The sequence below is a fragment of the Massilia eburnea genome (assembly GCF_050709955.1).
In the GTDB taxonomy this organism is placed as follows: Bacteria; Pseudomonadota; Gammaproteobacteria; order Burkholderiales; family Burkholderiaceae_D; genus Rugamonas; species Rugamonas eburnea_A.
The window spans coordinates 41261-68005 of record NZ_JBNZFX010000007.1 but is presented as its reverse complement, the minus strand read 5'-3'; the positions used below and the strand labels follow the sequence as shown (position 1 = coordinate 68005).

Below are 26745 nucleotides of genomic sequence, written 5' to 3'. Positions count from 1 at the left end.
TGCGACCAATCCTGACCAAGGTGGCGCAGCGAAGGATGCGTATCAGCTGCCAGACAGTCGTCAGATTGACTGGAATACGCCGGAGTACAACTTCTCCAGTGCATATGGCAGCTGTAGCACCAACTGCCTCCGCATTGTGACCCAGCCGGCATATGATGATCCGGAACATACCATCCTGCGCCATACGGAAAGGCATACTGGAACACAGAATTCCGATCAACTCGAAGAAAAACGGGTGGCAAACCACACTATCGTCGAAGACCAGATCTCCCCGAGCGCTGGCAAAGCTGGCCAGATCCTCTCCGGCGGAAATATGCGCTTGACGGTCACCAATACACTGGACAACACCCTTAGCGAGATCAAGGCTCTTGGCACCTTGGACGTAGCCGGCAGGCCCGCCATTTCCAACGACGGGACCAAACTGATTCGGAGGCACAGCTTCAGCGGTACGTTCACGACATATACCGGCCGTTACACTGCTGCCTGGAGCAATCCGGATATCAATCAGGAGATTGGCGCGTTTAGCGGAACGATGTTGGGTGCGCAGGGTGTATTCATCAGCGCTCGCAGCTTCCGCAATGTGGACTATAGCGCTGGTACAGTAGGCAATTTCCGCGACTCGGTCAATGTGATTGGAAGCGGCGCAAATAGTGCTGCGAGCGCCGGTGCGCACGCCAGCGCTGGCGGCGGAAATGGTGGCGGCGCTGGCGGCAACGTGTCCGGCAGCGCAGCTGGCGCATATGCCAATCTGGCAAGTCGGCTTGGGTCCAGCGGAGCTGGCGCCAACCTTGGCAGCACAGGCCAAGCGGGTAACAGCGGCAATTCCAACCAACTGCTGGCTGGCAGCAAAGCATCCGGCAGCGGCGCCGGCAACAGCCTCGATACCGAAGGAGCTGCACAGTCGGGCGGCCCCGCACGCGAAGGCGCACTGCTTGGACGTGTATCGAACCAGGCCCGCAACAGTACGCTCGGCAACGTCAACACCGCAGCCAGCGATGCGCTGGGGCAGTCTGCTTCCGCTGTACGCGGCGAAAGCATCAGCGGCGTGAAGAAAATTTCTCCGGGCGGCCTGTTCCTGCGTAACCCGGACCCGAAAGGCGAGTACCTGTTCGAGACGCGTCCGCAATTCGCAAAACAGGACCAGTGGACCAGCAGCGACTACCTGCTGGACAAGCTGGCAGTCGATCACGCCACCACGCAGAAACGCCTCGGTGACGGCTTCTACGAACAACGCCTGGTGCGCGAACAGCTGTCCGAGCTGACCGGCCGTGCTCCAAGCGCCGGTCCTGGCGATGACGCGCTGTACAAGAAAATGCTGAACAACGCAGCCAGCGTCGCGCGGGAATTCGGCCTGCGTCCAGGCATTTCCCTGAGTCCCGAGCAAGTCAGCCACCTGACCAGCGATATCGTCTGGCTGGAGAGCCAGGCGGTGCAACTGCCGGACGGTTCCATCGAGACTGTGCTGGTACCGAAGGTCTACCTGGCTCACGTCAACGCGAACGCAGTCAAGCCAACCGGTGCCCTGGTCACCGGCGCAAGCGTGACGATCGACGTCAGCGAATCCGTCATGAACCAAGGCGGCGTGATCGATAGTGGCAACGGCCGCACGATCCTGCTGGCTGGCGAAGATATCATCAACCGCGGTGGCACCATCAAGGGCGGCGACATCGCCCTGCAAGCTGGCCGTGATATCAAGAACGAAACCCTGACCGTGGACAGCAAGGGGTCGTCCAAGGTGAACGGCGGCAGCTTTACCTCGCTCTCCAACCAGGCGACGATTAGCGCCACCAATGGCTTGATCATGGACACCGGTCGCAACCTGACTGACCTGGCAGGCACGATTAACGCAGGCGCCAGTGCTTCTATTTTCGCTGGAAACAACATCAGCTTTGACACGGTGAAAACCGGCAGCACTTACCAAGCGCTGATCGATGGCAATGCCGAGAATAATAGCGCCGTATACAACCAGCTCAGCCGAGTCAATGTGGGTGGAGACCTGCTGATGGCAGCTACCGGTAATCTGAACCTTACCGGCACCCAGGTTTCAATTGGCACCAAGGGTAGCGGCACAGGCACTCTGCTGGCCGGCGGCGCTGTGAACATCAACGCGGTGGTTGATGAAGTTAAGACTAGCCTGCAGGACGACAAGACCAGGAAGAACTGGGGTAAGGATATCCACGAGAACCAATCGGTCGTTGGAGCGCGTGTGGCGTCCACCGGGGACTTGCTGGTCAGCGCTGGTGTCAGCCAAAGCAGTGACCTGAACATCAAGGGCAGCGCGCTTGCCGCTGACGGCGCGCTGACGCTGAAGGCGAGCAAGGACCTGAATATCGGCAGCGTCGCCGAAACGCACTTGTCCGATATGGAGAATCACAGCAAATCGGGCAACAAGCTCAAAAAGAGCAGCAGCGACATCACCGATTACAACGTCACCACGCTGGCAATTGGCAGCAGCGTCAAAGGCGGCAACGTGGTTGCCACCAGCGGCGGCGACACCCTGATCAAGGGCAGCACCGTGCTGGCCGACAAAGACCTCAGCATCGATGCCAAAGGTGGCCTGAGCATCGTCAGCGCCGAGGAAACCAGCAAGACATCGAGCTCCAGGCAGGAGAAGAAATCCGGCTTCAGCGTCAGCTACTCGTCGGGCAATCTCAGTACTGGCTACGGAAAATCGAACATGTCCTCGCAAATCGCGCAGGAAACGGTGACCCAGCTGGCATCCAGCATCGGTGCCCTGGACGGCAGCGTCAAGCTGAAGTCCGGCGAAACGCTGCAAGTGGTCGCCTCTGACATCGCCGCTAAGGAAAACCTGACCCTGATCGGCAAGAACGTCGACCTGGCCGCAGCGCAGAACACCTCTGTTAGCCAGTTGAACAGCCAGAGCAAGTCCTCCGGCTTCGGCGTTGGCGTCACGGTCAACCCGTTGGCTGCCTTCAAGGATGCCTACAAGTCCAGCACCGAAAACTCCAAGTCCGGCAGCTTCATCGGCAAAGAATTCGCGAAAGCTGAAGGCGCGGCAGAAGGCACCATGGCTGCGCTCTCGGTCGTCAACGCGCAATTTAGCAACAAGAGCACAAACAGCACGCAAAACCACGCCACCAGTGAGGCACGTACCAGCACGCTCACTGCCGGCAAAGACCTGACCATCCTCGCCACCGACGGCTCGATCACCAGCCAGGGCACCCAGATCAGCGCCGAAGGTAATGCCCTGATCCTGGCTAAGGACAACATCAAGTTCGATGTTGCCCACAACACGGAAAGCCGGTCGCAAGACGCGAAGAAGTCGGGTTTCAGCATCGACACCCGTTCGACGCAAGTGATTGGTATGCTCCACAACAACGGCACCGGCAATGGCGACACCGATACGGTGACCGGAACCAAGCTGTCGGTCGGCGGCAGCACGACCATGGCCACGCAAACCGGCGACATCACGCTGACCGGTGCCAACGTGGTCTCGGAAGGCAACCTGTCGATCAACGCCGCGCGCGACTTGACCATCACCAGCGCCCAGGACACGCTCCACAACGCCAACCAGAGCAACAACAAAGCCATTGGCAAGGTGGTCATCTCCGACACCGAGCGCTTCTCCGGCTACCACAACGAAAAGCACAAGGACAACAGCGACCAGGTGACCCAGGTAGCATCGAACGTCTCCAGCCTGAAGGGCGACGTGAACCTGACAGCGGGCGACAAGTACATCCAAACCTCAAGCAATGTACTGGCCGGGAATGACGTCAACATCACCGCCAAAACGATCGACATCACGGCGCTGCAAAACACCGGCAGCCACCAGGAATCGAACAGCGACCTGAAGATCGGCACCTTCGCCCGCATCAGCTCACCGCTGATCGACCTGGTCAACAACGTGGAAGCAGCGCGCAAATCGGATGGCCGCCTGCAAGCGATGCAAGGCATGGCGGCAGCCGCCAACGGCTACCAGGCCGTCAGCGCAGCAAGCAGCGCATTGGGTGGCCCGGGCAGCGGAGTCCTGGTCAAGGGCGAGGCCGGCATCGGCTTCGCCAGCAGCAGCAACTCCAGCAATGCCAACGACAGCACCGCGCAAGGCAGCACCATCAACGGCGGCCGTAACGTCAACCTGACTGCCACCGGAGGCGACATCCACGCCACCGGCGCCGCGATTAATGCCGGCAAGACCCTGAGCCTGGACGCAGCGCAGAACATCGTGCTGGACGCCAGCCAGAGCACACTGCACAGCGATGGCAAGAACAAGAGCTCCGGTGTTGAAGCAGGTGTCGGCTTCCAGGTCGGCGCACAGACCGGCGTGTACGTCTACGCCTCTGCCAACGTAGGTAAGGGCCACAACAAGAACGACACCACGATTAACAACAACACCCAGCTCAACGCCGACACGATCAACATCACCAGCAAGGGCAACACCACGCTGAAAGGCGCAACAGCAACCGCCAACACGATCAATACGGACGTGGGCGGAAAACTGGCTATCGAAAGCCTGCAAGACACCAGCCAATTCGAAAGCGTGCAGACCAACACCGGCGTGCGCGTGCAGATCGCAATCGGCAACGCGTGGAGCGCCTCCGGCAACATCTCGCAGCAGAAAGGCAGCGGCAGCTACGCAGGTGTCGGCCAGCAATCGGGCTTGTTCGCAGGCGACGGCGGCTACCACGTGAAGGCCGACACCATCGACCTGAAAGGCGGCGCGATCGCCAGCACCAATGCGGCAACGTCCGAGCTGACGACCAACAAGCTGACCACGTCCGACATCGAGAACAAGATGAAGTACTCGGCCAGCAATGTCAGCATGGCAGGTAGCGTTGGCGGCGGCAGCGGTGCGGGCGATAAGGACGCCGAGGGCAACACTAAGCCAAAAGACCAGCAACAGAACTTCGGTACCGCCAAGAGTGGCAACGTCACCCCTGGCTTGCCGATGGTGGAGAAAGGCAGCGACAGCTCCACCACCTATGCCACGATCACCGACGGCAAGATCACCATTGGTGGTGTGACGACCAGTTCCGTCAAGGATCTGGGCATAAACAATGACGTGAGCAAGGCGAACACCGCGCTCGACAAGCTGCCTGACCTGCAGAAACTCCTGAAGGATCAGCAAGCCATGTCGGCCGCAGCCGGCACCGTTATTGCGACTGGCAAGCAGATTGCGGGCGACATCGCGGACGAGGCGGCGAAGGCGCAACAAGCAGCGCAGAAGACGCTGAATGATACAAAGAGTACCGCTGAGCAGAAGCTAGCTGCCTCGAAGGCAAGCGATGAAGCCCAGCAAACGTTGAAAGACTGGGGCCCTGGTGGCATTTTCAGTCGTGCGCTGGACGCTGGCGTCGGCATCTTGACTGGCAAGCTCGCAGGGCAGGGCGGCGGTCAAATTGCGGCCAATGCCATCGCACCGACGGTCGCCAAGACGGTAGGTGACATAGGTGCTTCGCTTTCCAAGGAAGCTTCAGACAAGGCTTATGAGTATCGAGACCTGGCTGACAAATTCACACGCGCTAACGACCCATTGGCTGCGGCTGAATATACATCGAAGGCAGACGAGGCAGCGGAGACTGCCTTGAAATGGGGCGAAAACGGCATCTATCGCGTTGGGTTACATGCAGCTACGCAAAGCATGCTAGGTAGCCTGTCAAATGGCCAAGCCGGCGCGGTGCAAAGTGCGGCAGGTGTTGTAGGCGGCAATCTAGGCCAGCAACTCGCCGCGGAATTGGGCGAAGCTGAAGCGCAAAAGCTTGGTCTGAAAGGGAAAGCGCGTGACGCGTTCGTCAACGCATTCCAAAGTACTGGTGCGGTCGTAGGAGGCATGGTCGCGGGTACTACTGCTGGAACAACTGTAAGCGGAAAAGCAGACTTTGGCGCCTTGATGGCAGCAGCGCAAGGTGGCCAGGCAGCGGGAACGGTCGATACCTATAATCGGCAGTTGCATCGGGACGAAACTGCAAAGCTTCAGCGGCTGCAAAAAGGCAGACCTGTTGATGCACAACAAAGGCTTGCTGATGCCGCTTGTGCGCTAGTGCATTGCGCCGCGCAACTGTCAGACTATGACCCGCGAAAAGACGCTGCAGAAAAGCAAGAAGCGCGAGGCCAGACATACCATCAAGAATTGTCTGAACTGAGAAGTGAAAGTCTTTTCAATTACGATGACTACAAAGATGGCTTAAGGGACGGGGCTGCAAGTTTGGCAATGGATGTCCGTTTGAGTCTGCAGGCGATGCGGTACGGCTTGGAACACATCAATCGTAAAGTGGGTGAGACGATCGTCTTGGTTGGTGTAAATGGACCATACGGAAACGTGCAGGCCCCGCCTGACCTGCCGGATGATTTCGGTGGGCCTAAAGGCAGCGGTGCCGTAGTCGGAGGCACGGTACTTCCGCCAGCTCCCATTTGCTTGCAGCCACCGTTCTGCACTCTTTCGCCAGCAATTGCGACACCCGGTGCCAGGATCTATGTGCCCAATAGTGTCTTATATTCTTCTGGACAGAAAGAGCCTGAAGCGGTGGTTAGTTCTGAACGTCAGGGTGGCACTAGCAACGCAGCTAAGGGGGGCAAGGCTCGACTAACGCCACTACTGGGGCTACAGGAGTTGTTCAATCCGCAAGTGATGCTAAGCACGCGGGCGATACCAAGCTCCCATCTGGTGTTGGAGGGACCGGTCCCAATTACGACAAGGTGGCAGGGCAAGGACTATACATACTTCGCGATGAGGCAGGAAAGGTTAAGTATGTTGGTAGAGGGGATGCGCCAGATCGTCTCGCAACTCATGCCGACTCCATTGATAAAGGCGATCTAATTGGCGAGATCCTCTGGCCGAATAATCTTTCGAAGGCACAGGCGAAAGGATTGGAACAGAAATTGATGGACAATTTTGGCGGGGCATCACGCCAAAACCCCGATTCATCGCTGCTGAATCGGTATCGGTCATACGCCCCTGACAATCCAAACTCTACCCTTTACAGGGATTCGGCGACAAATATATTATGGGAGGCAACGATGAAAAAGGTTGGGAAATGAAAAATTTGAATATTGGTGACTTGATTGCGATACCATCAGGCGATCGGATTGGACTAGCGAAGGTTGTTTACACTTCGGACTTCTTCCGAAATGTTCTTTTACTCAGGCTCTATAGGAAAACTTATCCAAATTTAGACATCAACGAGCTTCCTGCCGTTGAAGAGTTATCCGATCTTTACTACACTAGTTCCGACCCGGTCACGGAAGGTAGGTGGACGAAAGTAGGTTTCCAACCGATATCAGAAGCCGAGAAATTGTTGTCGAAGCGAACAGTCGGTGGTGATGTTTGGATTGGAGATGAGCATCTGGGACCGGCATCCGAGCAAGAATTGGAAGTATTGCCGAAGATGCTTACTTATGGATACAGGCTTATTGAAAAGGCGATCTCTCGCTTTCCTGCACCTGAGTCGGGGGAAATTTAGGTTTTAGATCGATGTATCGTCGCTGGCATTTTCGGGTTCTAGGCAAATGTCGCTTCGCTGGTGGACTATAGGCAAGGCACTAACACGGCCATACATAAGAATCGGCGTTGACTTCGTCATAGAGGCCGAATGTGCCGTAAACAGCGTTTTCGAATTCCTATAGCAATTTTGCGTCAAACAGCCTGCCGCCACGCGTCCGTGGCGGTTTAGGGAGGCGACTTTCTACCTCATGCCGCGTCGACGTGAAATTCGCACTTCTTCGCAAGCTGCAATAACGTTCGCTTCGAAACCAGGACCAGTGGACCAGCAGTGACTACCTGCTGGACAAGCTGGCAGTCGATCACGCCACCGCGCAGAAACGCCTCGGTGACGGCTTCTACGAACAACGCCTGGTGCGCGAACAGCTGTCCGAGCTGACCGGCCGTGCTCCAAGCGCCGGTCCTGGCGATGACGCGCTGTACAAGAAAATGCTGAACAACGCAGCCAGCGTCGCGCAGGAATTCGGCCTGCGTCCAGGCATTTCCCTGAGTTCCGAGCAAGTCAGCCACCTGACCAGCGATATCGTCTGGCTGGAGAGCCAGGCGGTGCAACTGCCGGATGGCTCCATCGAGACTGTGCTGGTACCGAAGGTCTACCTGGCACACGTCAACGCGAACGCAGTCAAGCCAACCGGTGCCCTGGTCACCGGCGCAAGCGTGACGATCGACGTCAGCGAATCCATCATGAACCAAGGTGGCGTGATCGATAGTGGCAATGGCCGCACGATCCTGCTGGCTGGCGAAGACATCATCAACCGCGGCGGCGCCATCAAGGGCGGCGACGTCGCCCTGCAAGCTGGCCGCGATATCAAGAATGAAACCCTGACCGTGGACAGCAAGTGGTCGTCCAAGGTGAACGGCGGCAGCTTTACCTCGCTCTCCAACCAGGCGACGATTAGCGCCACCAATGGCTTGATCATGGACGCCGGTCGCAACCTGACTGACCTGGCAGGCACGATTAACGCAGGCGCCAGTGCTTCTATTTTCGCTGGAAACAACATCAGCTTTGACACGGTGAAAACAGGCAGCACTTACCATGCGCTGATCGATGGCAATGCCGAGAATAATAGCGCCGTATACAACCAACTCAGCCGAGTCAATGTGGGTGGAGACCTGCTGATGGCAGCCACGGGCAACCTGAACCTGACGGGTACCCAATTGTCGATTGGTACCAGCGGCAAGGGTGCAGGCACACTGATGGCAGGCGGCAGCGTGAACATTGCCGCCGTGGTCGATGAAGTGAAATCCAGCCTCCTGAGTGACCCGACCAAGAAAAACTGGGATAAACAGATTCGCGAGAACCAGGCCGTGGTGGGTGCCAACGTGGCATCTGCGGGCGACCTGGTAATCCGTGCCGGTAGCGACCTTAATTTGAAGGCGAGCAATGTGGCTGGCGGCGGCACGGTGGCCCTTGCCGCGGGCAACAGCGTCAATATTGTCAGCGTCAATGAACAGCATCTTTCTGACATTGCCATGCACAGCGAGTCGAAGAGCACATTCAAGAAAAGCAGCCATTCCGCGGCCGACTATATCGCTTCTGAGCAGGTAGTGGGCAGCAGCGTGAGTGGTAAGAGCGTCGCCGTGGTGGCACGAAACGACATCAACGTGATAGGGAGCGCGCTGACTGCGAGCGAGGCGTTGCAGCTGAATGCCGGGCGTGACCTGAACGTGACCAGTGCCGCTGCAAGTTCCAGCGAACGACATAGTGAAGATCACAAGAAGAGCGGCTTCTCGTTTGGTACGGGCGGTGTTGGCTACTCGAAGGCGCAGCAAAAGAGCGCCGGCGACGGCGTCAGCGTGACTCAGGTTGGCAGTTCCCTGAGCGGTGGAACGGTAACCGCCACGAGCGGTCGCGATACGCTGCTTTCTGCAAGTACCGTTGTCGCCGATAGCGATGTCAACATCAATGCTGGACGCAACCTCAGCATCGTTAGCGCCGAAAACAGCAAACAGGAGGAGTCCTCAAGCATCAGCAAGAAATCCGGTTCCATCGGCAACTTCTGGCAAGTGGCAACCGGAAAGGTGAAAACGACGCAAGACGGCACACGCAACGACATTACTCAAGTTGGCAGTCAAGTCGCTAGCCTGGGCGGTGATGTCCATTTGAGCGCCGGTGAAAAGTACACTCAAACCGCGAGCCAGATCACCGTTCCGCAAGGCGACGTCAGCATCGCTGCAAAGGATGTGCTAATCACCGCCGCGACCAACACCAGCAACAGCATGGAGCAAAATACCTACGCCAAGACGGCAATTGGCGGCTCAGTCAGTGTGCCTTTGGTGAATGCCCTGCAAAGCATGCAAGGCATGGCCAAATCCGCCAAAGACACCGGCGACAATCGTATGAAGGCGCTGGCTGCAGTCAATGCCGCAAGTAGCGCGGTTGAAGCGGCGGGCGCCGCAAGTGCTATTGCCAGCGGCAATATGGGCGGCATCAAGATTAGCGTCAGTCTGGGTAAAGTGGACCCCGAAATTGAGACGGTGGTTTAAGCTGTCGTCCGCGAAAGGATGATAGCAAATGAGTGAAGGCAAAAAACGCAGGGTGCATACGGCGGAATTCAAGGCCAAGGTGGCTTTGGAGGCTGTGCGCGGGGTGAAGACGGTCACGGAAATCGCGCAAGAGTACGGTGTGCATCCGGTGCTTGTCGGTCAGTGGAAGAAAGAGATCCTGGAGAATGCCGGTGCCCTGTTCGACGTTAAGCGCGGCCCCCAACCGGTCGATGAAAGCAGCCCCGAGGACAAGCTGTATAGCGAGATCGGCAAGCTGAAGATGCAGGTGGATTGGCTTAAAAAAAGCTAGGGGAATGAGTCCGGCGGAGCGAGCACGGTGGATCGAGCGGGACGACGATATGCCGCTGACGATGCAGTGCGAGCTGGCAAGCATTCCGCGCTCTTCGGTCTATCGACGGATGGAAGCTGCAGCGCGTGAGCAATGTCTGACCGAAGAGGATAGCCAGCTGCGCAGCTTGATCGACGAGGAGTACACGAACCGGCCGTTCTATGGCAGCCGGCGCATGGTGGTGTTCCTACGAGGGCGCGGTTACTGCGTCAATCGCAAGCGGATACAGCGCCTGATGCGCGGGATGGGTTTGGCAGGCATGGCGCCGGGGCCGGCGACGAGCAAGCCGCACCCAGAGCACAAGGTCTACCCGTATCTGCTGCGCGGCGTGGCGGTCACGCGGCCAAACCAGGTGTGGAGTACAGACCTGACGTATATCAGGCTGGCGCGGGGCTTCGCCTACCTGGTTGCCGTGATTGACTGGTACAGCCGCAAGGTGCTGTCCTGGCGCATCAGCAATAGCATGGACGCGTCGTTCTGCGTGGACTGCCTGGAGGATGCGCTGCGCCACCATGGCAGGCCGGAAGTGTTTAACAGCGACCAGGGCTCGCAATTTACCAGCACGGCCTTTACTGGTGTGCTGAAACGCGAAGGCGTAGCGATCAGCATGGACGGCCGCGGGCGGGCACTGGACAACATCTTCGTGGAGCGCCTGTGGCGCAACGTGAAGTATGAGGACGTGTACTTGAAAGGGTATGCCAACATGGCGGAGCTGATGGTCGGCCTGGCGCAGTATTTTGCGTTCTACAACGCGGAGCGCCCGCATCAGGCACTCGGTTATGGAACGCCGGATCGCGTCTACAGGTCGGGGATCGGCGGCGGCGCACTGATCGTCGATAAATTTGGCGACGATGACGGCGAGCAGAAAAATGCTGGAATTACGGGGCAGCGCCGTGCAGCTGTGGAATTGGAAATGGGCACAGCTTAAACTAAGCGGCAAAGTGTCTTGACTGATGGGTCCACTTTAGGGCAACACGAAATCTGAAAGTAAAGTCGATCAGCATCAGGAAACTGCCGTTGGTTCGACCATCTCCCCCGGTGGCAACGTAAGCATCATCGCCAAAGGCGATGGCGCCAACAGCAATATCACCGCCATTGGCAGCGACATCAAAGCTGGCAAGGATGTGACGCTGACCGCTGATAATGATGTTAGCCTCCTGGCAGCCCAGAACAAGGCGAGCCAGAACAGCGCCAACAAGTCCAGTGGCGCCAGCATCGGCATCGGTTTTGCAATTGGTGGCACGCAGAACGGCTTTACACTCGATCTGGGCGTCAACAAGGCGCGTGGCAAAGCCGACGGCGAAGATATCAGCTATGCCAATACGCACGTCAACGCCGGCAACAACGTCAAGGTGAACAGTGGTGGCGACACCACCTTGAAAGGTGGCGTAATCGCTGCCGATAACGTCCAGGCCAATGTCGGTGGCAATCTTAATATCGAAAGCCTGCAGGACAGCAGCACCTACACCAGCAAGCAGGTCAGTGCAGGTGTGAACCTGAGCCTGTGTGTCCCGCCCTTCTGCTACGGCGCGAGCACTGTCGGCGGCAGCCTAAGCAAGTCCAAAGTGAATGGCGACTTCCTGAGCGTCGCGGAACAAAGCGGCATTAAGTCTGGCGACGGCGGCTTCCAAGTTCAGGTTGGCGGAAATACCGACCTGAAGGGCGGTTTGATTAGCAGTAGCCAAGCCGCGGTTGATCAAAGCCGCAATGTCCTGACTACCGCCAGCATGACCGCGAGTGACCTGAAAAATAGAGATAGCTTCAATGCCAGCGGCTTTGCAGTTTCCGGGTCGGTTAGTGGAGCGCCTGGCGACCAAGCTTCCGCGACCAAGGAAGCCGACATATTAGCTGCCAAGAACGGCGCCAAAGCCGGGCCTAGTGCTAGCGGCGGTTTCTCGTCGTCCAGCGGCAGCCAAGAGAGCACGACTTACAGCGGTATCAGCGGCGGTGCGGTCAACATTACTGATCAGGCAAAGCAACTGGCCACTGGCAAGGATGCCGCGACTGCACTGGCGGACGTGAAGCGCGATGTGACTACCGAATCAGCTAATGGTGGAGTACTGGCCAAGGCATGGGATGCGCAGCAGCTGCAGAAGGAAGTCAATGCTGGCGTGGCGATCACACAGGAGTTCAGCAAACACGCGCCGAAGGCAATTGCCGACTATTCCAACAAGAAGATTCAAGAACTGAAATCTGCAGGAGGAAGTGTCGATGAGATTGCCAAGTGGGACGAAGGGGGCGCTTATCGCGTGGCGTTGCACACAGTCAGTGGTGCGCTGACTGGCGGTGTTGGCGGCGCTATTGGTTCTGGAGCTGTTGCAAGCTCTGCAGACATTCTGAATGAGCTCCAAGATAAGGCCATTGCTGGGCTCGTTGCGCAGGGATTGAGCCCAGGTGCCGCGCTCATGGTCGCACAAGGCATTGCCGAAGCGACTGCCCTTGGCGTGGGATCAGCTGCGGGTGGAAGTGGGGGCGCTTCAGCTGCATTGACTACAGATACGAACAATCGTCAACTGGATCGAAATCAATATGAGTTTGCCAGGAAGAATGCGAGAATTGTGGGCCAAAAACTTGGAATCAATGAAGTAGTGGCGGAAGGGAGAATTGTCGCGGAGATGATGCGAAATTCTGATAAAGACTACGCCGTTGGCACTGGTGGGATTCATGACTATGAAGTACGCAGTATCGTGAGCCTGTCAGAATTTTAGTGTGAATCCGGGGTCATGAAATAATACCGAAAGGGATTGTCCATGACCGACGTAATGACCACAAAGAAGCCGAAAACCAAGAAGCAGTACCCGTTTCCCGTTGAACTGATCGACCAGCTGCTGGCACAGGTCGAGAACAAAGATGCTGAATCCATTCTCGGGGAATCAGGCCTGGCCGGCCAGCTCAAAAAGATGCTGGCCGAGCGCATGTTGACAGCCGAATTGACCCACCATCTCGCCACCGAAGGCGACGCAAAGAACCACCGCAACGGCAAGAGTCGCAAGACCGTGCTGGCGCCAGGCGGCGAGCTGGATCTGGAGATCCCGCGTGACCGTCTTTCCAGCTTTGAGCCAAAGCTGGTCGCCAAGCACCAGCGTCGTATGCCAGGCTTCGATGACCATGTGATCGGCATGTATGCACGCGGCATGACCGTGCGCGAGATTCAGGCGCATTTGTTGGAGCTGTACGGCACCGAAGTGTCGCCAGACCTGATTTCGACCATCACCGACGAGGTCATGGACGAAGTGACGCAATGGCAGCAGCGACCGCTCGAGACGATGTACCCGATCGTCTACTTCGATGCATTGCGGCTGAAGATCCGCGATGAGGGCACCGTCAAAAACAAGGCCGTGTATCTGGCGCTGGGTATCCGTGCCGATGGCCGCAAGGAAGTGCTGGGCCTGTGGATCGAACAAACCGAAGGCGCCAAGTTCTGGCTGAAGGTCTTCAACGAGCTGCGCAACCGTGGGCTGGAAGACATTCTGATCGCGGTAGTCGATGGCCTGCGCGGCTTCCCTGAAGCGATTGAGGCGGTGTACCCGCAAGCGCAAATCCAGACCTGCATCGTGCACCTGATTCGCAACTCGATGACGCTGGCGTCCTGGAAGGACCGTAAGGAGCTTGCTGCTGCGCTTAAGCCGATCTACCAGGCCGCTAACGCCGACGCGGCAGCGGCGGCGCTAGATGCCTTTGCAGACGCCCGTGGGGGCAGCGCTTCCCGACCGTGCCGACGATGTGGCGGCGCCAATGGGAGCAGGTGATTCCGTTCTTCTCGTACCCACCGGAAGTACGTTCGATCATCTACACCACGAATGCTATTGAGAGCCTGCACATGCGATTGCGGAAGATCGTGAAGAACCGCGGCCACTTCCCGAGCGACGAGGCAGCGACCAAATTGCTGTATCTGGCCTTGCGCAATATCGAAAAAGATTGGAAGATGCCGCAGCGGACCTGGAAGATGGCCGCCAATCAGTTTGCCATTCTGTTTGGGGAACGCTTCACCAACGCGATTAACTAACTACGAACCGCGACCCCGGCACACAAAATTCCTGACAGGTCCAGTATCGTTGGCTGCCAGAACTTAAATTGCAGTGGGAAGAAAGACGATCCCCAATATGCCAATCCTGAATTCAACCGCCAATTCGAAACTACGTACGGGCGTTCGTACGGACTTGGGTTCTGGCATTAAAGGTGAAAACCCTAATGGTGGAATTGCTGGGGCGACAGTTGGCACTGTTGGCGGCTATGCCGTAGGCAAAGTCATCGAAGTTCCCCTTACGAAAAAGCTGGATCCGCGAGGATGGTGGTCCCCTGACTGGAGAAGTGTTGGGCTTGGGATCACAGTTTGGAATAACCGAAGCGCAATACCTGGAATAATGGGGGGCGTTGGTTCTAGCATCGCTCAAGAACCTTCAGGCAATGCTGTAAAGGAAAACGTACAGAAGAGAAAAGATTGAGATGATTAAAATTGAACTTAAGAGCCTTTTTCTAACGCTTGCGCTCTCGGTTATCGGAATGATCTTGCTGATTATATTCATTGATATGTTGGCTGCACCATTGATCGGTGAATTAAATTCCGTCCAAGTTAGTTGGTGCGGATTCTTTGCGCAATGTGCGAGCAAGACCCAACAAACTCTATCTGAGTTTGTTATGAGCGGTGGGCTGTGGAGCGATATTGATGGAACGCGCATTCTATTTCGTATCAAGAAGGCTGCTGGTTTTGGTGTCTTTTTAGGCCTGCTTTTCTACTTCCTTTTAATGCGCAAGCGCTAGCAGGCTGCTGAAATACTGGTGATACCTGTCGGCGCCATTACCGGATGACGGTGATAGTTAGTTTTTCCATCGAAAGCAGGGTTTTTCGGGGCTGTATCAGCGGTTTCAAGCTGATTTAGAGCGAATTCCGGTCACTGCGCTGGCTGTGGGCGGACCTGTCCCAGCGTGCGCATACGCACCAAGTTGTAAGCGGCCATGGTCAGCACAAACATCTGATCGACTTTCCTCAGGCCGCGCACCATCACCTGACGCATGGCGCCGATAGACTTGGCCCAGCCGAAGCCCTGCTCGATGAGTTTGCGCTTTTGCTGCGAGATCGCGTAGCCCTCGCTCTGGGCTATCGTGTCAGGCACTGCCGAGCTGCGTCCAGAGGTGTTCTGTGCCACGTGCGGCACGACATTCATGGCCTGGCAGGCCTGCACAAACTCCGCCGCATCATATCCTTTGTCGGCGCCCAGCGTGATCTCGCGCGCCGGATCGTCCAAGGCTTGGCGTGCATCGTTGATCATTGTCTTGGCGGCATCGCGCTCTGCAAAGCCGTCGGCCCTGGTCACCATCGCATTTGCGATCAGGCCATGGCGGTTGTCACTGAGGGTATGGCCCATGTAGCGTAACTCGCTGCCGGTGCTGTTGCCCTTGCGGTACAAGCGCGAATCCGGATCGGTTTTCGACTGCTGGGTTTCGTTGCTGCGCTTGCTGCCCTTGAAATTACCGCCGTCACCGTTGTCGTCATCACCGTCCTTGCGCACAAAACTCTTGTGTCCGGCCCAGGCCTGGATCAGCGTGCCATCAACGCTGAAGTGCTCACCGGAGAGCCAACTCTTTTTCTCGGCGATGGCCAGCACTTCGTTGAAAAACTCTATGACCGCATCGTGTTTGATCAGGCGCTCGCGGTTCTTTGTGAATACCGTCGGCACCCATACAGCATCATCCATGGACAGTCCGATGAACCAGCGATACAGCAGGTTGTACTGGGCCTGCTCCATCAGTTGGCGCTCCGAACGTATGCCGTAGAGCACCTGCAGTAGCATGGCACGCAGCAGCTTTTCTGGCGCGATGCTGGGGCGGCCACCTTTGATGTCGGCCTCATACATCGCCGAGAACAAGCCATTCATTTTCTCCAGTGCCGTATTGGCCATCTGGCGGATCACCCGTAACGGATGCCCGGCTGGAATGAAGTCTTCCAGCTTGCGCATAGTGACCAGGCTTTCGCTGAAGGGATCGCCGCCGCGCATTGGTGCTCCGGATCAGGTGGGGAACTCAGGATATCATCAACAGTCCGACCCCGAGAGGCTGTGGGGAGGTATTTCAGCAGCCTGCTAGAGTCTTTTAAGAAGCGCCTAGTGGCACTTGAGCGGCATGTCGCTGAGACGGGCGATGTACTTACCGAAGCCCAGGTGGTCGCACTTGAGCGCAAGCAGGACGACGATGTCGCCTGTGGGGAAATCGAAACCGCACATCCTGGCTATCTTGGAAGCCAAGACACCTTCTACGTCGGCACCATCAAGGGCGTTGGACGGATCTACCAGCAGACCTTTGTCGACACGTATTCCAAATGGGCTGCAGCAAAGCTATACAGCACCAAGACGCCCATTACTGCTGCTGACCTTCTGAACGACCGTGTCTTGCCGTTCATGGAGGAGCAAGGGATGGGAGTGATTCGGATCCTTACGGATCGTGGAACCGAGTATTGCGGCAAACTGGAGAAGCACGACTATCAGCTGTACTTGGCGCTCAACGAAATCGAGCACACAAAGACGAAGGTTCGGCATCCGCAAACCAACGGGATTTGCGAGCGCTTCCACAAGACGATCCTGCAGGAGTTTTACCAGGTCGCCTTCCGGCGCAAGATCTATCGAAGTATCGAGGAGCTACAAGCCGACCTCGATGACTGGCTTATCTACTACAACAACCATCGCACGCATCAAGGCAAGATGTGCTGTGGTAGGACACCTATGCAAACGCTCATTGACGGAAAGGAGGCGTGGCGCGATAAAATCACCATATTGAATAGCTGAATTTGACCTGACAGAACCGACGTCAAACCGGGGCACTGTCAGATCAGATCGCGACCACTACATTTAATGACTTTGCGAATCGATTTAAGTTCATAAGTGCTGTCTTTGATCGAGTTGAGATTCGCACGACAGCTGAAGCAAATGCATTGATCGATAACGATCAACTGTAGCGGGCCCAGCTTGATCTGACAGCCAGTCACCGTGCCGGATGTTCCGACCGTCGGTGCGGTGATCTCCGAGCGGTCTAATCTCTAGCCTGTTCAAGACGCATGCGGATGGCCAGTCCGGCTATCCGGTCGAGACCAACCCGAAATTCACCCACTACAAACAGTGGACCTCCAGCGACTACCTGCTGGATAAGCTGGCTGTTGACCACGCCACCATGGGTGGTTGGTCGGGTTCACAACGATGGCTTTGGCATTGGCGACCTTACCAACTACGGCGAAGTGCGGCGAGCGCGCGCCTGACCGGGGGGCGCGCAAAACACGCGCTTGAAACCGGCCTTTAGCTTGAGGAAGCCATTTCTTGACAATTCAGAAAAAGCTGAGAGTGCAATTCTCTCCAAAACTCACTAAATGTCGTTAAATGCATCTCAAGTTTTAGCTATTTACTCTAAAATCTTAAGAAAGTGTAAGTCCGTCAATTGATTTTGCGATCCGGTATCGCTATACTTCAGTCCTGTAAAAAATGCATATTGGAAAGCAATATTTCAAAAGTACATCACTTCGTGTGTGCTTCTGCTTTCGGTCATTCGGGTGATTTTTCTGCCAGGTCACCACACCGGCAGGTGACGCCCACACTGCTACTGCCTAGTCAGTAGCGACATCAATCTTTTCGCAAACAAAGAGGAACGCGTGAATCGGGCGAGGCATCGTCACGCCTGCTGGAATCGCTTGGATCACGCGGCATCCCTCTCAAGGAAAAACTGGTTTCATGAGGAATCTACGCATCTCAAGAAATCGGACATTTGAAGTTGCGTAGGTTTTCTTAAAGAAGAACATGAACATTAAGTTTCTCTCGTTGGCAGTAGCCGCAGCATTTACCTTGGTTGGTTGTGGTGGCGGCGGTGACAGTAGTTCCGCCCCTGCAGCAGGTAGCTCGTCTGGCGTAACTAATCCGCCTTCGGTAAACAATCCACCACCAGCGACTAATACGCCTACAAACTCCGGCTCTGTTGACGCATCGTTCGCGGCCAAGGCTAATGCCCGCTACATGGTTACGTCGTCGGCATCGCAGTCTGCCGGAAACCCATCGCCGTTCACACAAACGAGTAACGGGGCGGTGACGGTATTGGGTCGCTACGCTCTCACTGGCGCTTCGGCTGCAACGCAGGAAATTTCGGGGAACGCAAACTATGCGCAAGGGCGCTGGAGCGATGGCAGCCTAACGTCTTCGAGCGGCGACTATCCGCTGGGTGGCGCCACCAGCAATTCGTATCACTACGTCGTATTCAATACGCTGGCATCGATGCCGATCAACGGCTCGCTGACTTGCGATGCCGGAAAATTCACCAAGCCGACTTATGCCGGCGGTGGAACTGCCGCAAACTTCGTAGGCACGTCGACCGGCACGGCAGCAGTCACGGTCGATGGAAACGGCGCCAATGTTTCGCTGGGTATCACTACCACCGGCAACGGCTCTACCGCTACGGCGAATTTGCAGGGTACCGTCAAGACTGTGGATAGTACGTATTTCGCTGGCACGGTGGGCGGTCTCGGTACTGGCGGTATGGTGACCATCGGTGACGCAGGCAATGGTGCGATCTTCGTCGTTGCGAGCTATGGCGTGGCTATGGGCAACAGCAATGTCTTCCGCGGCGTTGCCACGTTCACCTGCCGTTAATCAGGGGTTCACTGTTCAAGCGTCGTGCCGCGCTCGCGCGGACGGCGCTTTTTTCTTATGCGGCAAGCGTGCGCCAGCAAATAAAAATATTTGATAAGTGAAATTCTGAGAGTTTCTGAGGCCCCCTTGGCGGTTACTATACCGCCCCATGCGCCAGGTCTTTGTCACAAACTGTGAGCTCGAATTTGAAGATGCGTGGGATCGTTTGTCCTACGCAGGCATTCCGGTATTCGAGCCATCCAAACCGTCGAAAGAGGGACGGGTACTTTGCATCTGGCTAGCACACCAATACGACGATGCTGTCTCGCTGCTGCTCAATCCTATGCACATCGTTGCCACTGCGGTGACAGATGAAGAGTTCGAGCGCATCCAGGCTGCGGCCGATGCGCGCATGGCCCGCACCCGCGACCACGCCTGGGAACAATCGCTGAATCGCGTCGTTGCATGTGCTTCGCTGCTGCTGTTAAGTGGGTTGGTCTACATCACTTTGCCAAACGTGTTGTGAGCCCATGACTGAGCTCTTCTCGGTCATTCGCATGGCCTATGCCGCTACGTTGGCCGATGCGGTTGCATCATCCGCGCACTCGCATGTGGAGGCGGCATTGCGGCGCGACGATGGCAGCCTGGCACTCGATGGCGACTACGATTTGCCAATGCGCGCGGACCTGGTGCCGCGGCGCGGTTTGCAGGCCGGCAAGCTGCTCTCGATCGACTCGCACACGCGCATGCAGTTCAGCGTGCACACCTTGCCGGTTCCTCCTGCCATTGTCTATGTCGCGCCTTTCATGTGGGATGCGGTGGCTTTGCGCGTCAGCGGCCTTGTGCCGAAGCAGGTGGGCGAGGTGCTGGCGCCATGGTTCATGGATTGGTTCGATCCGGAAGATGCCAATCGGCAGAATGAGGAAGGGCTGTTTGGCGTGGTGCATTTCGCGAGCGATCCTCGGCCGGAAGGTGCTCAAGTTGTGGTTGAACTGGACCTCGGCTCGGCGCCAGTCCGGGCACTGGAGGATCTGCTGGCGCGACTTGCCGCAGCGGGCGCGCGTGATATCCGTCTGGCTTAGGCCTGCATCATCGCCGTCATTTCGGCGGCCACTTGCTCGGCGAGCAGGTGAATGTGATAACCGTCGACAAAGCCATGGTGTACCTGCACCGAGAATGGCAATTCAAGGCGCCCCGCGCCTGCATCCCTGAATTTCCCCCAAGCGAACGATGGAATATCGGGCTGCGCCAGCACCGCGATGGGGTGCTGGATTGAGGTGAAATTCAGCCAGGGTATGCAGGTGACGAATACCTGCTCCTTTGCCTCGCGCGGCGTCATGCTGCGGTATTTTCGGTTCAGCGCTTCCATGTTCGACGCTTCGTCCCTTGCCGCCACGCCGCGCGCCGCGAATTCACGCACATCGTCCGACCATTCGAACTGGGCGAAGTTCAAGTCGTCATGCTGGTTCTTCACGGTGAAGGAGGGCATCAGGCGGTCGATGCGAATCACTTCGCCGTCCAGGATGCGGTAGCGGAAATTCTCCACTTTCAGCACTGAGCGCAGCACGGCGCACAGCATCACGTGGAAGGGCGGCAAGGCTTGTGCTTTGCACCAGGGCCGGAAGTCGGGCAATTCCAGCACGAAGGTCAGGTTGAGGGCAGGGCTGTCCATGCTGTCGAACAGCTCAAAACGGTCCATCCGGCGATCAAAACTAATCATTGGTATCGTTTCCATAGTTGTGCTAGAGTCAACCGACTATAAAAAATACTTGGAGCGAAGTATGTCAACAACGGAGATATTCCTGATCGCCATGCTGGTGATCTTCACCTTGCCCTACCTGATCTGGCGCTACACCAATATCGACTACTTCGCTCCTCTGGTCATCGTGCAGATTATAGGCGGCGTGCTGCTGGGGCCTGGGGTACTGGGCGCGGTCTTTCCCGACTACTACCACTTCGTATTCACCCAGCCGGTGGTGCATTCGCTGAATGGCCTGGCGTGGTGGGGCGTGATGATTTTCGTGATGATGGCCGGGATCGAGCTTGACCTCAAGCTGGCCTGGAACTTCCGCCGCGAGAGCTTCGTGACGGCTGGGCTTTCGCTGGGCGTGCCGCTGGCGTTGGGTTGCCTGGCCGCCGTGATTCTGCTGGGCCAGCACGGCTGGATCGGCGCCAAGGGCATGAGCTGGCAATTCGTCCTCGGTATCGGCATGGCTTGCGCGGTCACCGCATTGCCGGTGCTGGTGCTGCTGCTTGAAAAACTGGAGATGCTGCGCCTTCCTATTGGCCAACGCATCCTGCGCTACGCCAGCCTGGACGACGTTGCGATCTGGGGCGTGCTGGCGATCATCATGCTCGATTGGGAGCGCGTCGGCCGCCAGCTCGGTTTCCTGCTGGTGTTTGCGCTGGTGACGATTCCGTTCCGCAAAGGGATGTTGAAGGCGCAGGAAAAGGACCGCTGGTACTTCGCCCTGGTCTGGCTGATCCTGTGTGCCCTGGGCGCGGATTGGGCGGGGCTGCACTTCATGGTTGGCGCCTTCCTGGCCGGCGTGGTGATGGATGCGTCCTGGTTCAACCAGGAGAAGATGGACCAGTTCCGCCACAATATCCTGCTGGCCGTGATGCCGGTGTTCTTCCTCAGTACCGGCTTGAAAACCAACTGGGGAGTGGGCGGTTACGCCGTGTTTTATGCAGCGGGCTTGCTGGTGCTGGTGTCGGTCGGCGGCAAGCTGCTGGCGGCGCAGGCGGCGGGCCGCATCCTGGGCTGGCGCGCGGGCGAGGCATCGATTATCGGCTGGCTGCTGCAATCCAAGGGGCTGATTGAAATCGTATTCGCCAACATCCTGCTCGATAAGCAGATCATCACCAACGATACCTTTACCGCGCTGCTGCTGATGGCGGTGGCCAGCACCATGCTGACTGTGCCGATGGTGGCGCCCAAGCTGGCGGCAGGTGTGGCGGGGAGCGATGAATTGAAGCAGGCGGGCGCCTGAGTTGTTAACGGTTTCTGTGGAAAACTCTGTTAACAAGGAACGCCATTGCGCGCTAAGCGACTGATTTGATGGGGAATAAGCTCGCTGCTCAATTTTCCATCAACTCAGCCGTCCGAAGGTCAGGAAAATCCATGCGGCGGCAATCACCACCATGCCGGCCACTGTCACGCACGACCAGGTGAAGAAATAGGCCGATACCACGGTGGCCTGCAGCGCGCGTTCGAACAGGCAGCCCAGGCCAAAGTCGAACGTGGCCATGACTGTCCAGCGCCGGAAGTAGATCGGCAGGTAGCGGCTCATGTACTTATTGTGCTGCAGGGCGGCGTGGCGCTCGATCACGTTGCGTGCCGCGCTCACGTCCTTGAACAACCAGTCGAAGAAGATGAAGCGGTAGAGCAGGGTGCGGAAAGGCATGGCTTCGGTCGTCATGTGCGTCTCCCTTGGGTGCCTGGATATATTATCATTCCCGGCATTCCTCCAAAGGAGATGGGCATGACGGAATACCTGCGCGGTAGCTGCCTGTGCGGCGGCGTCGAGTACAAGGCCGACAAGAAATCGGTGCGCAGTGCCAGCCACTGCTACTGCACCATGTGCCAGAAGCAGCATGGCGCGGCATCGGGAACTTACGCGAATGTTGCCAGCGACCGCTTCAGCTTCGTCAAAGGCGCCGACCTGGTGACGGAATTCCATTCTTCGGACCACGGCCGGCGCGGCTTCTGCAGGGTGTGCGGTTCGACATTGACCTGGCGCAGCACGCAGTCGCCCGATCGCATCGCCATCACGCTCGGCACCATGGAGCCGGAGTACGCGGGGCGCGTGCAGCACGAGCTGCACACGGATACCAAGCCGCGCTGGCTGCCGACGGCCTGACTCGGCTTATCGGCGGCGCAGCGTCGCCACCGCCAGCGTGCCGTCGGCGGCGCGCTCGGTGATGGTCCACTTCAAAGGCGCGCGGGGCGAGGCGCTGGTATCGCGTGCGGCCAGGCGCAAGGTGTAGTCGCCCGTCGGCAGCGCCGGCAGTGCCCAGTTACCCTGGTAGCTGGCGCTGGCGCCGCCGCCCAGCAGCGCTTTCAGGTTGGCGGAAGTCTGACCCGTCCACACGACCGTGCCCGTCGAACTCACCAATTCCACCCTGACCTGCCACGTCTCGTAAGCTGGTGCGCTGCCGTCGTTGCGCAGCACAGTGGTCAGCGTCAGCGCGCCGTTGGAAGTCAGGTTGACGGTGCTGCTGGCAACCGCATAGCGGTAGCCCGCTTCGCGCGCCATCATCAGCAAGTCATTCTGCTCGGATGGAGTCAGTGCGCCCCAGCGCTCCGAGTCCGGGCGGCTGGTCTCGAAATTCCCGTTGCTGAACAGCGTGATATGGAAGGCCGCCGCCTGCTGGCGTGCCGTGGCCGGATTGTTCTGCGGGTCGCCGCTGGTGAAAGGGCAGAACTCGGAGACGACCGGCGCCTTCTGCCATTGGCCGGCGAAGGCAGCCCATTCCGTAGGGCGGTTGGTCCACTGGTCGAAATAGCCGTAGCGGCTCAGGCAGTCGGCACGCAGGCCCACCGGCCTGCTCGTGACGGTTTGTTCCAGCAGGCCGTAGGTCAGCGCGTCCTTGTTGGAGTAGGGGATGAACATCACGTGCTGCTGGTTTGGGAAAGCGTCGAAATGCATCTTCGCGAATTCGCGCTTGCTGGCGTTGGTCGCAGGGGCGATGCCGGTCGGTGGGCTAGCGTATGCGCTGGAGCGCACCGCCCACTCGCCATACTGGCCGTACATGCCGACGTCGATCCATGCGATGTCCGAAGTGTTCGGGCCAAGCGCGGCGGCCAGTGCGGAGAGCAGGGCGCGCGAGCGCTGTTGCAGCCACGGGTCGTTCCAGTCGGGGATGAAGGTCTGGCCGGGCACGGTCGTATCGGTGTCGGCCCAGAAGCCGCAGCCCACCTGGCAGTTGGCGTTGCTGACGATGTAGGCCGGAGCGTAGACTACGTTGTCGTCGTAGCCCGCCATCATGCGCACGCGGAAGGCGAACTTGCGGCCCTGGCTCTTGGCCGCCGCCAGATCGTTCAGGATCGCGCTGAAGTTGTACTGGCCTTCGGCCGCTTCCAGATCTTTCCAGTAGTAGCGGCGGTAGGCATCCTTGGCCGGCGCCGATTGCGGTATCAATTCCTGGTTCTGCCAGCGGTAATAACCGCGCAAGGGATTGATTGTGTCGTCGCTGGCGACGGGAATCGCGGTGTACGTGCGGCTGGCATTCAAGGCAGTCCAGGCTTTGGGGCCGGCGATCGCTGGGGCGGCGCTGGCCGCCAGCACGGCAGTTGCGATGAGATAGTTCAGGCGCGACATAGGGATCTCCCGGTATGTTGACGTCGGGAAAATTTAGCGCGCCTACAGCTCGCTGGCAACAATTGCTTAATGTAGTAAAGCGCGCAGCTCTTCTTCGCTGAATCCCGCCTTGCGGCGCGCTTCCATATTGAAAGGACCACGCACCGAAGCCTTGTACTGCTCCACCAGCTCACCGTAAGTCGCCACCGGATCGAGCCCGCGCAGGCCGCACAAGTGCCAGTACCAGCGATTGCCGATTTCCACATGGCCGATTTCGTCGCGCAGGATGATGTCGAGAATCGCAGCCGCCGCTTCGTCGCCGGCCTGCGCCAGCTTGGCGCGCAGCGGCGGAATCGCATCGAGGCCGCGCGCCTCCAACGTGCGCGGCACCAGGGCCATGCGCGCCATGGCGTCGCCGCTGGTTTTCTCCACCATTTCCCACAGGCTGCCGTGCGCAGTGTAGTCGCCATAGGCGAAACCGAGCGTAATCAGGTGGGTAGACAGCAGCGAGAAGTGGTAAGCCTCTTCCTTCGCCACGCGCAGCCAGTCGATATAGAACTGTTCTGGCATGGCGGGGAAGCGCCACATCGCGTCCAACGCCAGGTTGACGGCGTTGAATTCGATATGCGCCAGCGCGTGCACCAGCATGGCACGGCCTTCCACCGTTGCCATGGAACGGCGGCCAACCAGGCGTGGCGCCACCAGTTCGGGGCGGGCAGGGCGGCCGGGTATCTGTGCTGCCGGTTCGCCTAATGCGACCGCCGCATCCAGCACCAGCGTGCCGCCGGCCCAGGCTTCGGCCATGGCGGCGACTTTGGCCACTTTAGCGGCGGGATCTGCTTCGATCAGGCATTGCAGCGCCAGGCTGCGGAGTTCAGGCTTTGCTTCCATTTGTTACACCAGGTATAGATAGTCTTGCCCCGCACCCCATTTTTCGGCGCAGGGGCCGACAGTATAGTGCCTTCCATCGATAACCCCTTTGGAAGAACCTGATGAAACTCATTTATGTTGGCGACCCGATGTGCTCCTGGTGCTATGGCTTCGGCAAGGAGCTGGCGCAACTGCTGGTGACACAGCCTGCGCTGCAACTGGAAATCGTAGTCGGCGGCCTGCGCGCCGGCGGTACCGAAATGGTGGACGACGCGGCCAAGCAATTCCGCTTGCAGCATTGGGCGCGCGTGGAGACAGCGAGCGGTTTGCCCTTCAACCGCGAAGCCTTCGTGGCACGGCAAGGCTTTATCTACGATACGGAGCCCGTGTGCCGCGCCGTGGTGGCAGCGCGCCGCCTTGCGCCGCGAGCCGATCTGCTGGCGGTGTTCCGCGCGTTCCAGCACGCCTTCTACGCAGAAGGGCGCGACACCACGGACGGCAAGGAGCTGGCCGCAATCGGTGCCGCCGAACTGCAACGCCAGGGTCACGATATCAGCGACGCCGGTTTCCTCTACACCTGGCGCGAGCCCGCCACTATTGCCGAAACCCACGCCGACTTCACCCGTACCCGCAAGCTTGGCGTGAGCAGTTTCCCTTGCTTGTTGCTCGACACGGGCGATGGCGTGCGCGAGGTCAGCCCCGGCTACGCGCATGCTGCCCAGTTGCACCGACTGCTGGGAGAGGCATTGGCCGCTGCGTGAGTCAGCGCACCGAACGGTAGCAGGCAGCGGGCGCAGAATGCCTGCATGGATACCCATACAATATTGTTTGTTGCTTGTGTGCTGTTCGGCATCGCCGCTGCCGGCGGCATCGTCATGGCGCTGATCCGCTTGGGGAAGAAGGCTAATCCACCGCACTGGATCGCCATGCTGCACGGTTTTATCGCCGCAGCGGGCGTGACACTGCTGGCCTACGTAACGATCTTTTCGCACGTGCCGAACCTGGCCCAGATCAGCTTACTGGCCCTGTTGCTGGCAGCGATTGGCGGCGTATGGATGAACCTTGGCCGCCACCAGCAGGGCGTCTTGATTCCCAACGCGATCATGATCGGCCACGCACTGGTGGCCGTTGCCGGCGTTGCCTTGCTGCTGCTCGCGCTTTAGTTGTAGTGCTGGTAGACCTTCGACGAACCGTCGGGCAACACCAACAGCACGTCATACGCATCCTTGCGCGCCCCTTCCATGCCCGGCGAACCAAGCGGCATGGCCGGCACCGCCAGTCCCTTCGCCTTAGGCTTGGTGGCCAGCAGGCGCTTGACCTCCGCCGCCGGCACATGGCCTTCAATGGCGTAGCCATCCACCACCGCCGTATGACAGGAGCCAAAGCGGTCCGGAATGCCCATCTTCTCGCGCGTATCGGAAGGGTTGGCGACGTTGTGCGCCTCGACTTTGAAGCCGTTATCGCGCAAGTGCTTGACCCAGGCTTCGCAACAGCCGCAGGTCGCGCTCTTGTAGACGTTGATGACAGGTGCGGCAGCCATCGCCAGCACCGGCATGGCCAGCATCGCGGCCAGGAATGTTTTACGGATCTTCATGCGCCCATGGTGCCACGGCGCCCTGCGGGGAAGGAATGACCTGGGTCAAAAATATTCCTAGACGACTGGTCTAATTCGCTCTAGAC

The 26745-nt window shown here is 58.2% G+C and carries 19 protein-coding genes and 3 pseudogenes; 15 read left to right on the top strand and 7 right to left on the bottom strand.

The genetic code is table 11. From position 1 onward, the window contains the following. Positions 1-235 precede the first annotated feature (235 nt). The 7 genes and pseudogenes from ACQ4MM_RS06495 to ACQ4MM_RS06465 all read left to right on the top strand — a co-directional run bounded on the left by ACQ4MM_RS06495 (position 236) and on the right by ACQ4MM_RS06465 (position 15053). Positions 236-6775, top strand: a complete 6540-nt coding sequence (locus tag ACQ4MM_RS06495) for a hemagglutinin repeat-containing protein (protein ID WP_431476622.1) — start codon at positions 236-238, stop codon at positions 6773-6775. A gap of 187 nt (positions 6776-6962) precedes the next feature. Beyond that, complete coding sequence (locus tag ACQ4MM_RS06490; protein WP_431476621.1) at positions 6963-7418, top strand: hypothetical protein; 456 nt, start codon at positions 6963-6965, stop codon at positions 7416-7418. A gap of 392 nt (positions 7419-7810) precedes the next feature. Beyond that, entirely contained in the window at positions 7811-9943 is a 2133-nt protein-coding gene (locus tag ACQ4MM_RS06485) for a hemagglutinin repeat-containing protein (protein WP_431476620.1), read from the top strand. 28 nt (positions 9944-9971) lie between these two features. Then, a protein-coding gene (locus ACQ4MM_RS06480; RefSeq protein WP_431476619.1) for an IS3 family transposase occupies positions 9972-11220 on the top strand; the annotation gives its coding sequence in 2 pieces (ribosomal slippage) (positions 9972-10243 and positions 10242-11220; 1251 coding nt in all). Positions 11221-11278: 58 nt separating this feature from the next. Beyond that, positions 11279-13000 (top strand): annotated as a pseudogene (locus tag ACQ4MM_RS06475) (hemagglutinin repeat-containing protein); the annotation flags it as partial. A gap of 54 nt (positions 13001-13054) precedes the next feature. Next, positions 13055-14298, top strand: a pseudogene (locus ACQ4MM_RS06470) (IS256 family transposase). Positions 14299-14738: 440 nt separating this feature from the next. Then, positions 14739-15053 carry a hypothetical protein gene (locus ACQ4MM_RS06465; protein WP_431476618.1) on the top strand — a complete coding sequence of 105 codons (315 nt, stop codon included), beginning with the start codon at positions 14739-14741 and terminating at the stop codon, positions 15051-15053. A 131-nt stretch (positions 15054-15184) separates the two neighbouring features. Here ACQ4MM_RS06465 and ACQ4MM_RS06460 read toward each other — a convergent pair whose 3' ends face one another. Continuing rightward, positions 15185-16288, bottom strand: coding sequence for an IS5 family transposase (locus tag ACQ4MM_RS06460; RefSeq protein WP_431476617.1), 1104 nt, complete (start codon positions 16286-16288; stop codon positions 15185-15187). An 84-nt stretch (positions 16289-16372) separates the two neighbouring features. Here ACQ4MM_RS06460 and ACQ4MM_RS06455 point away from each other — a divergent pair. Beyond that, positions 16373-17071, top strand: a pseudogene (locus ACQ4MM_RS06455) (integrase core domain-containing protein); the annotation flags it as partial. A 914-nt stretch (positions 17072-17985) separates the two neighbouring features. On the opposite strand, the gene ACQ4MM_RS06450 reads toward ACQ4MM_RS06455, so the two are convergent. After that, positions 17986-18267, bottom strand: a complete 282-nt coding sequence (locus tag ACQ4MM_RS06450) for a hypothetical protein (RefSeq protein ID WP_431476616.1) — start codon at positions 18265-18267, stop codon at positions 17986-17988. Between the two features lie 94 nt (positions 18268-18361). On the opposite strand from ACQ4MM_RS06450, the gene ACQ4MM_RS06445 reads away from it, so the two are divergent. From ACQ4MM_RS06445 to ACQ4MM_RS06435, 3 genes are all read left to right on the top strand, one after another. Beyond that, positions 18362-18913 (top strand): hypothetical protein, encoded by a 552-nt coding sequence (locus tag ACQ4MM_RS06445; RefSeq protein WP_431476615.1) that lies wholly within the window; start codon positions 18362-18364, stop codon positions 18911-18913. Positions 18914-19061: 148 nt separating this feature from the next. Next, positions 19062-19418 (top strand): hypothetical protein, encoded by a 357-nt coding sequence (locus ACQ4MM_RS06440; RefSeq protein WP_431476614.1) that lies wholly within the window; start codon positions 19062-19064, stop codon positions 19416-19418. Positions 19419-19422: 4 nt separating this feature from the next. Then, entirely contained in the window at positions 19423-19974 is a 552-nt protein-coding gene (locus tag ACQ4MM_RS06435; RefSeq protein ID WP_431476613.1) for a hypothetical protein, read from the top strand. Here ACQ4MM_RS06435 and ACQ4MM_RS06430 read toward each other — a convergent pair. Next, on the bottom strand, positions 19971-20612 hold the full coding sequence (locus ACQ4MM_RS06430; RefSeq protein WP_431476612.1) for a CatA-like O-acetyltransferase: 642 nt from the start codon (positions 20610-20612) through the stop codon (positions 19971-19973). The two genes, ACQ4MM_RS06435 and ACQ4MM_RS06430, sit on opposite strands and share 4 nt — an antisense overlap. 61 nt (positions 20613-20673) lie before the next feature. Between ACQ4MM_RS06430 and ACQ4MM_RS06425 the strand changes: the two genes are divergently transcribed. Beyond that, positions 20674-21885 (top strand): cation:proton antiporter, encoded by a 1212-nt coding sequence (locus ACQ4MM_RS06425; RefSeq protein WP_431476611.1) that lies wholly within the window; start codon positions 20674-20676, stop codon positions 21883-21885. 99 nt (positions 21886-21984) lie between these two features. Here the strand turns inward: ACQ4MM_RS06425 and ACQ4MM_RS06420 are convergent, their stop codons facing one another. Further along, positions 21985-22314, bottom strand: a complete 330-nt coding sequence (locus ACQ4MM_RS06420) for a hypothetical protein (RefSeq protein WP_057263015.1) — start codon at positions 22312-22314, stop codon at positions 21985-21987. A 63-nt stretch (positions 22315-22377) separates the two neighbouring features. Between ACQ4MM_RS06420 and ACQ4MM_RS06415 the strand changes: the two genes are divergently transcribed. Then, on the top strand, positions 22378-22755 hold the full coding sequence (locus tag ACQ4MM_RS06415) for a GFA family protein (protein ID WP_431476610.1): 378 nt from the start codon (positions 22378-22380) through the stop codon (positions 22753-22755). Between the two features lie 6 nt (positions 22756-22761). On the opposite strand, the gene ACQ4MM_RS06410 is transcribed toward ACQ4MM_RS06415, so the two are convergent. Beyond that, positions 22762-24216 (bottom strand): DUF4832 domain-containing protein, encoded by a 1455-nt coding sequence (locus tag ACQ4MM_RS06410; protein ID WP_431476609.1) that lies wholly within the window; start codon positions 24214-24216, stop codon positions 22762-22764. A gap of 66 nt (positions 24217-24282) precedes the next feature. Further along, positions 24283-25086, bottom strand: a complete 804-nt coding sequence (locus ACQ4MM_RS06405) for a ferritin-like domain-containing protein (RefSeq protein ID WP_431476608.1) — start codon at positions 25084-25086, stop codon at positions 24283-24285. Between the two features lie 101 nt (positions 25087-25187). Here ACQ4MM_RS06405 and ACQ4MM_RS06400 point away from each other — a divergent pair, with 101 nt between their 5' ends. After that, positions 25188-25826, top strand: a complete 639-nt coding sequence (locus ACQ4MM_RS06400; RefSeq protein ID WP_431476607.1) for a DsbA family protein — start codon at positions 25188-25190, stop codon at positions 25824-25826. A gap of 45 nt (positions 25827-25871) precedes the next feature. Continuing rightward, positions 25872-26228 (top strand): hypothetical protein, encoded by a 357-nt coding sequence (locus ACQ4MM_RS06395; RefSeq protein ID WP_431476606.1) that lies wholly within the window; start codon positions 25872-25874, stop codon positions 26226-26228. Here the strand turns inward: ACQ4MM_RS06395 and ACQ4MM_RS06390 are convergent. Then, a complete protein-coding gene (locus tag ACQ4MM_RS06390) occupies positions 26225-26659 on the bottom strand; it encodes a DUF411 domain-containing protein (protein WP_431476605.1) in 435 nt (144 codons plus the stop codon). The two genes, ACQ4MM_RS06395 and ACQ4MM_RS06390, sit on opposite strands and share 4 nt — an antisense overlap. Between the last annotated feature and the right edge of the window lie 86 nt (positions 26660-26745).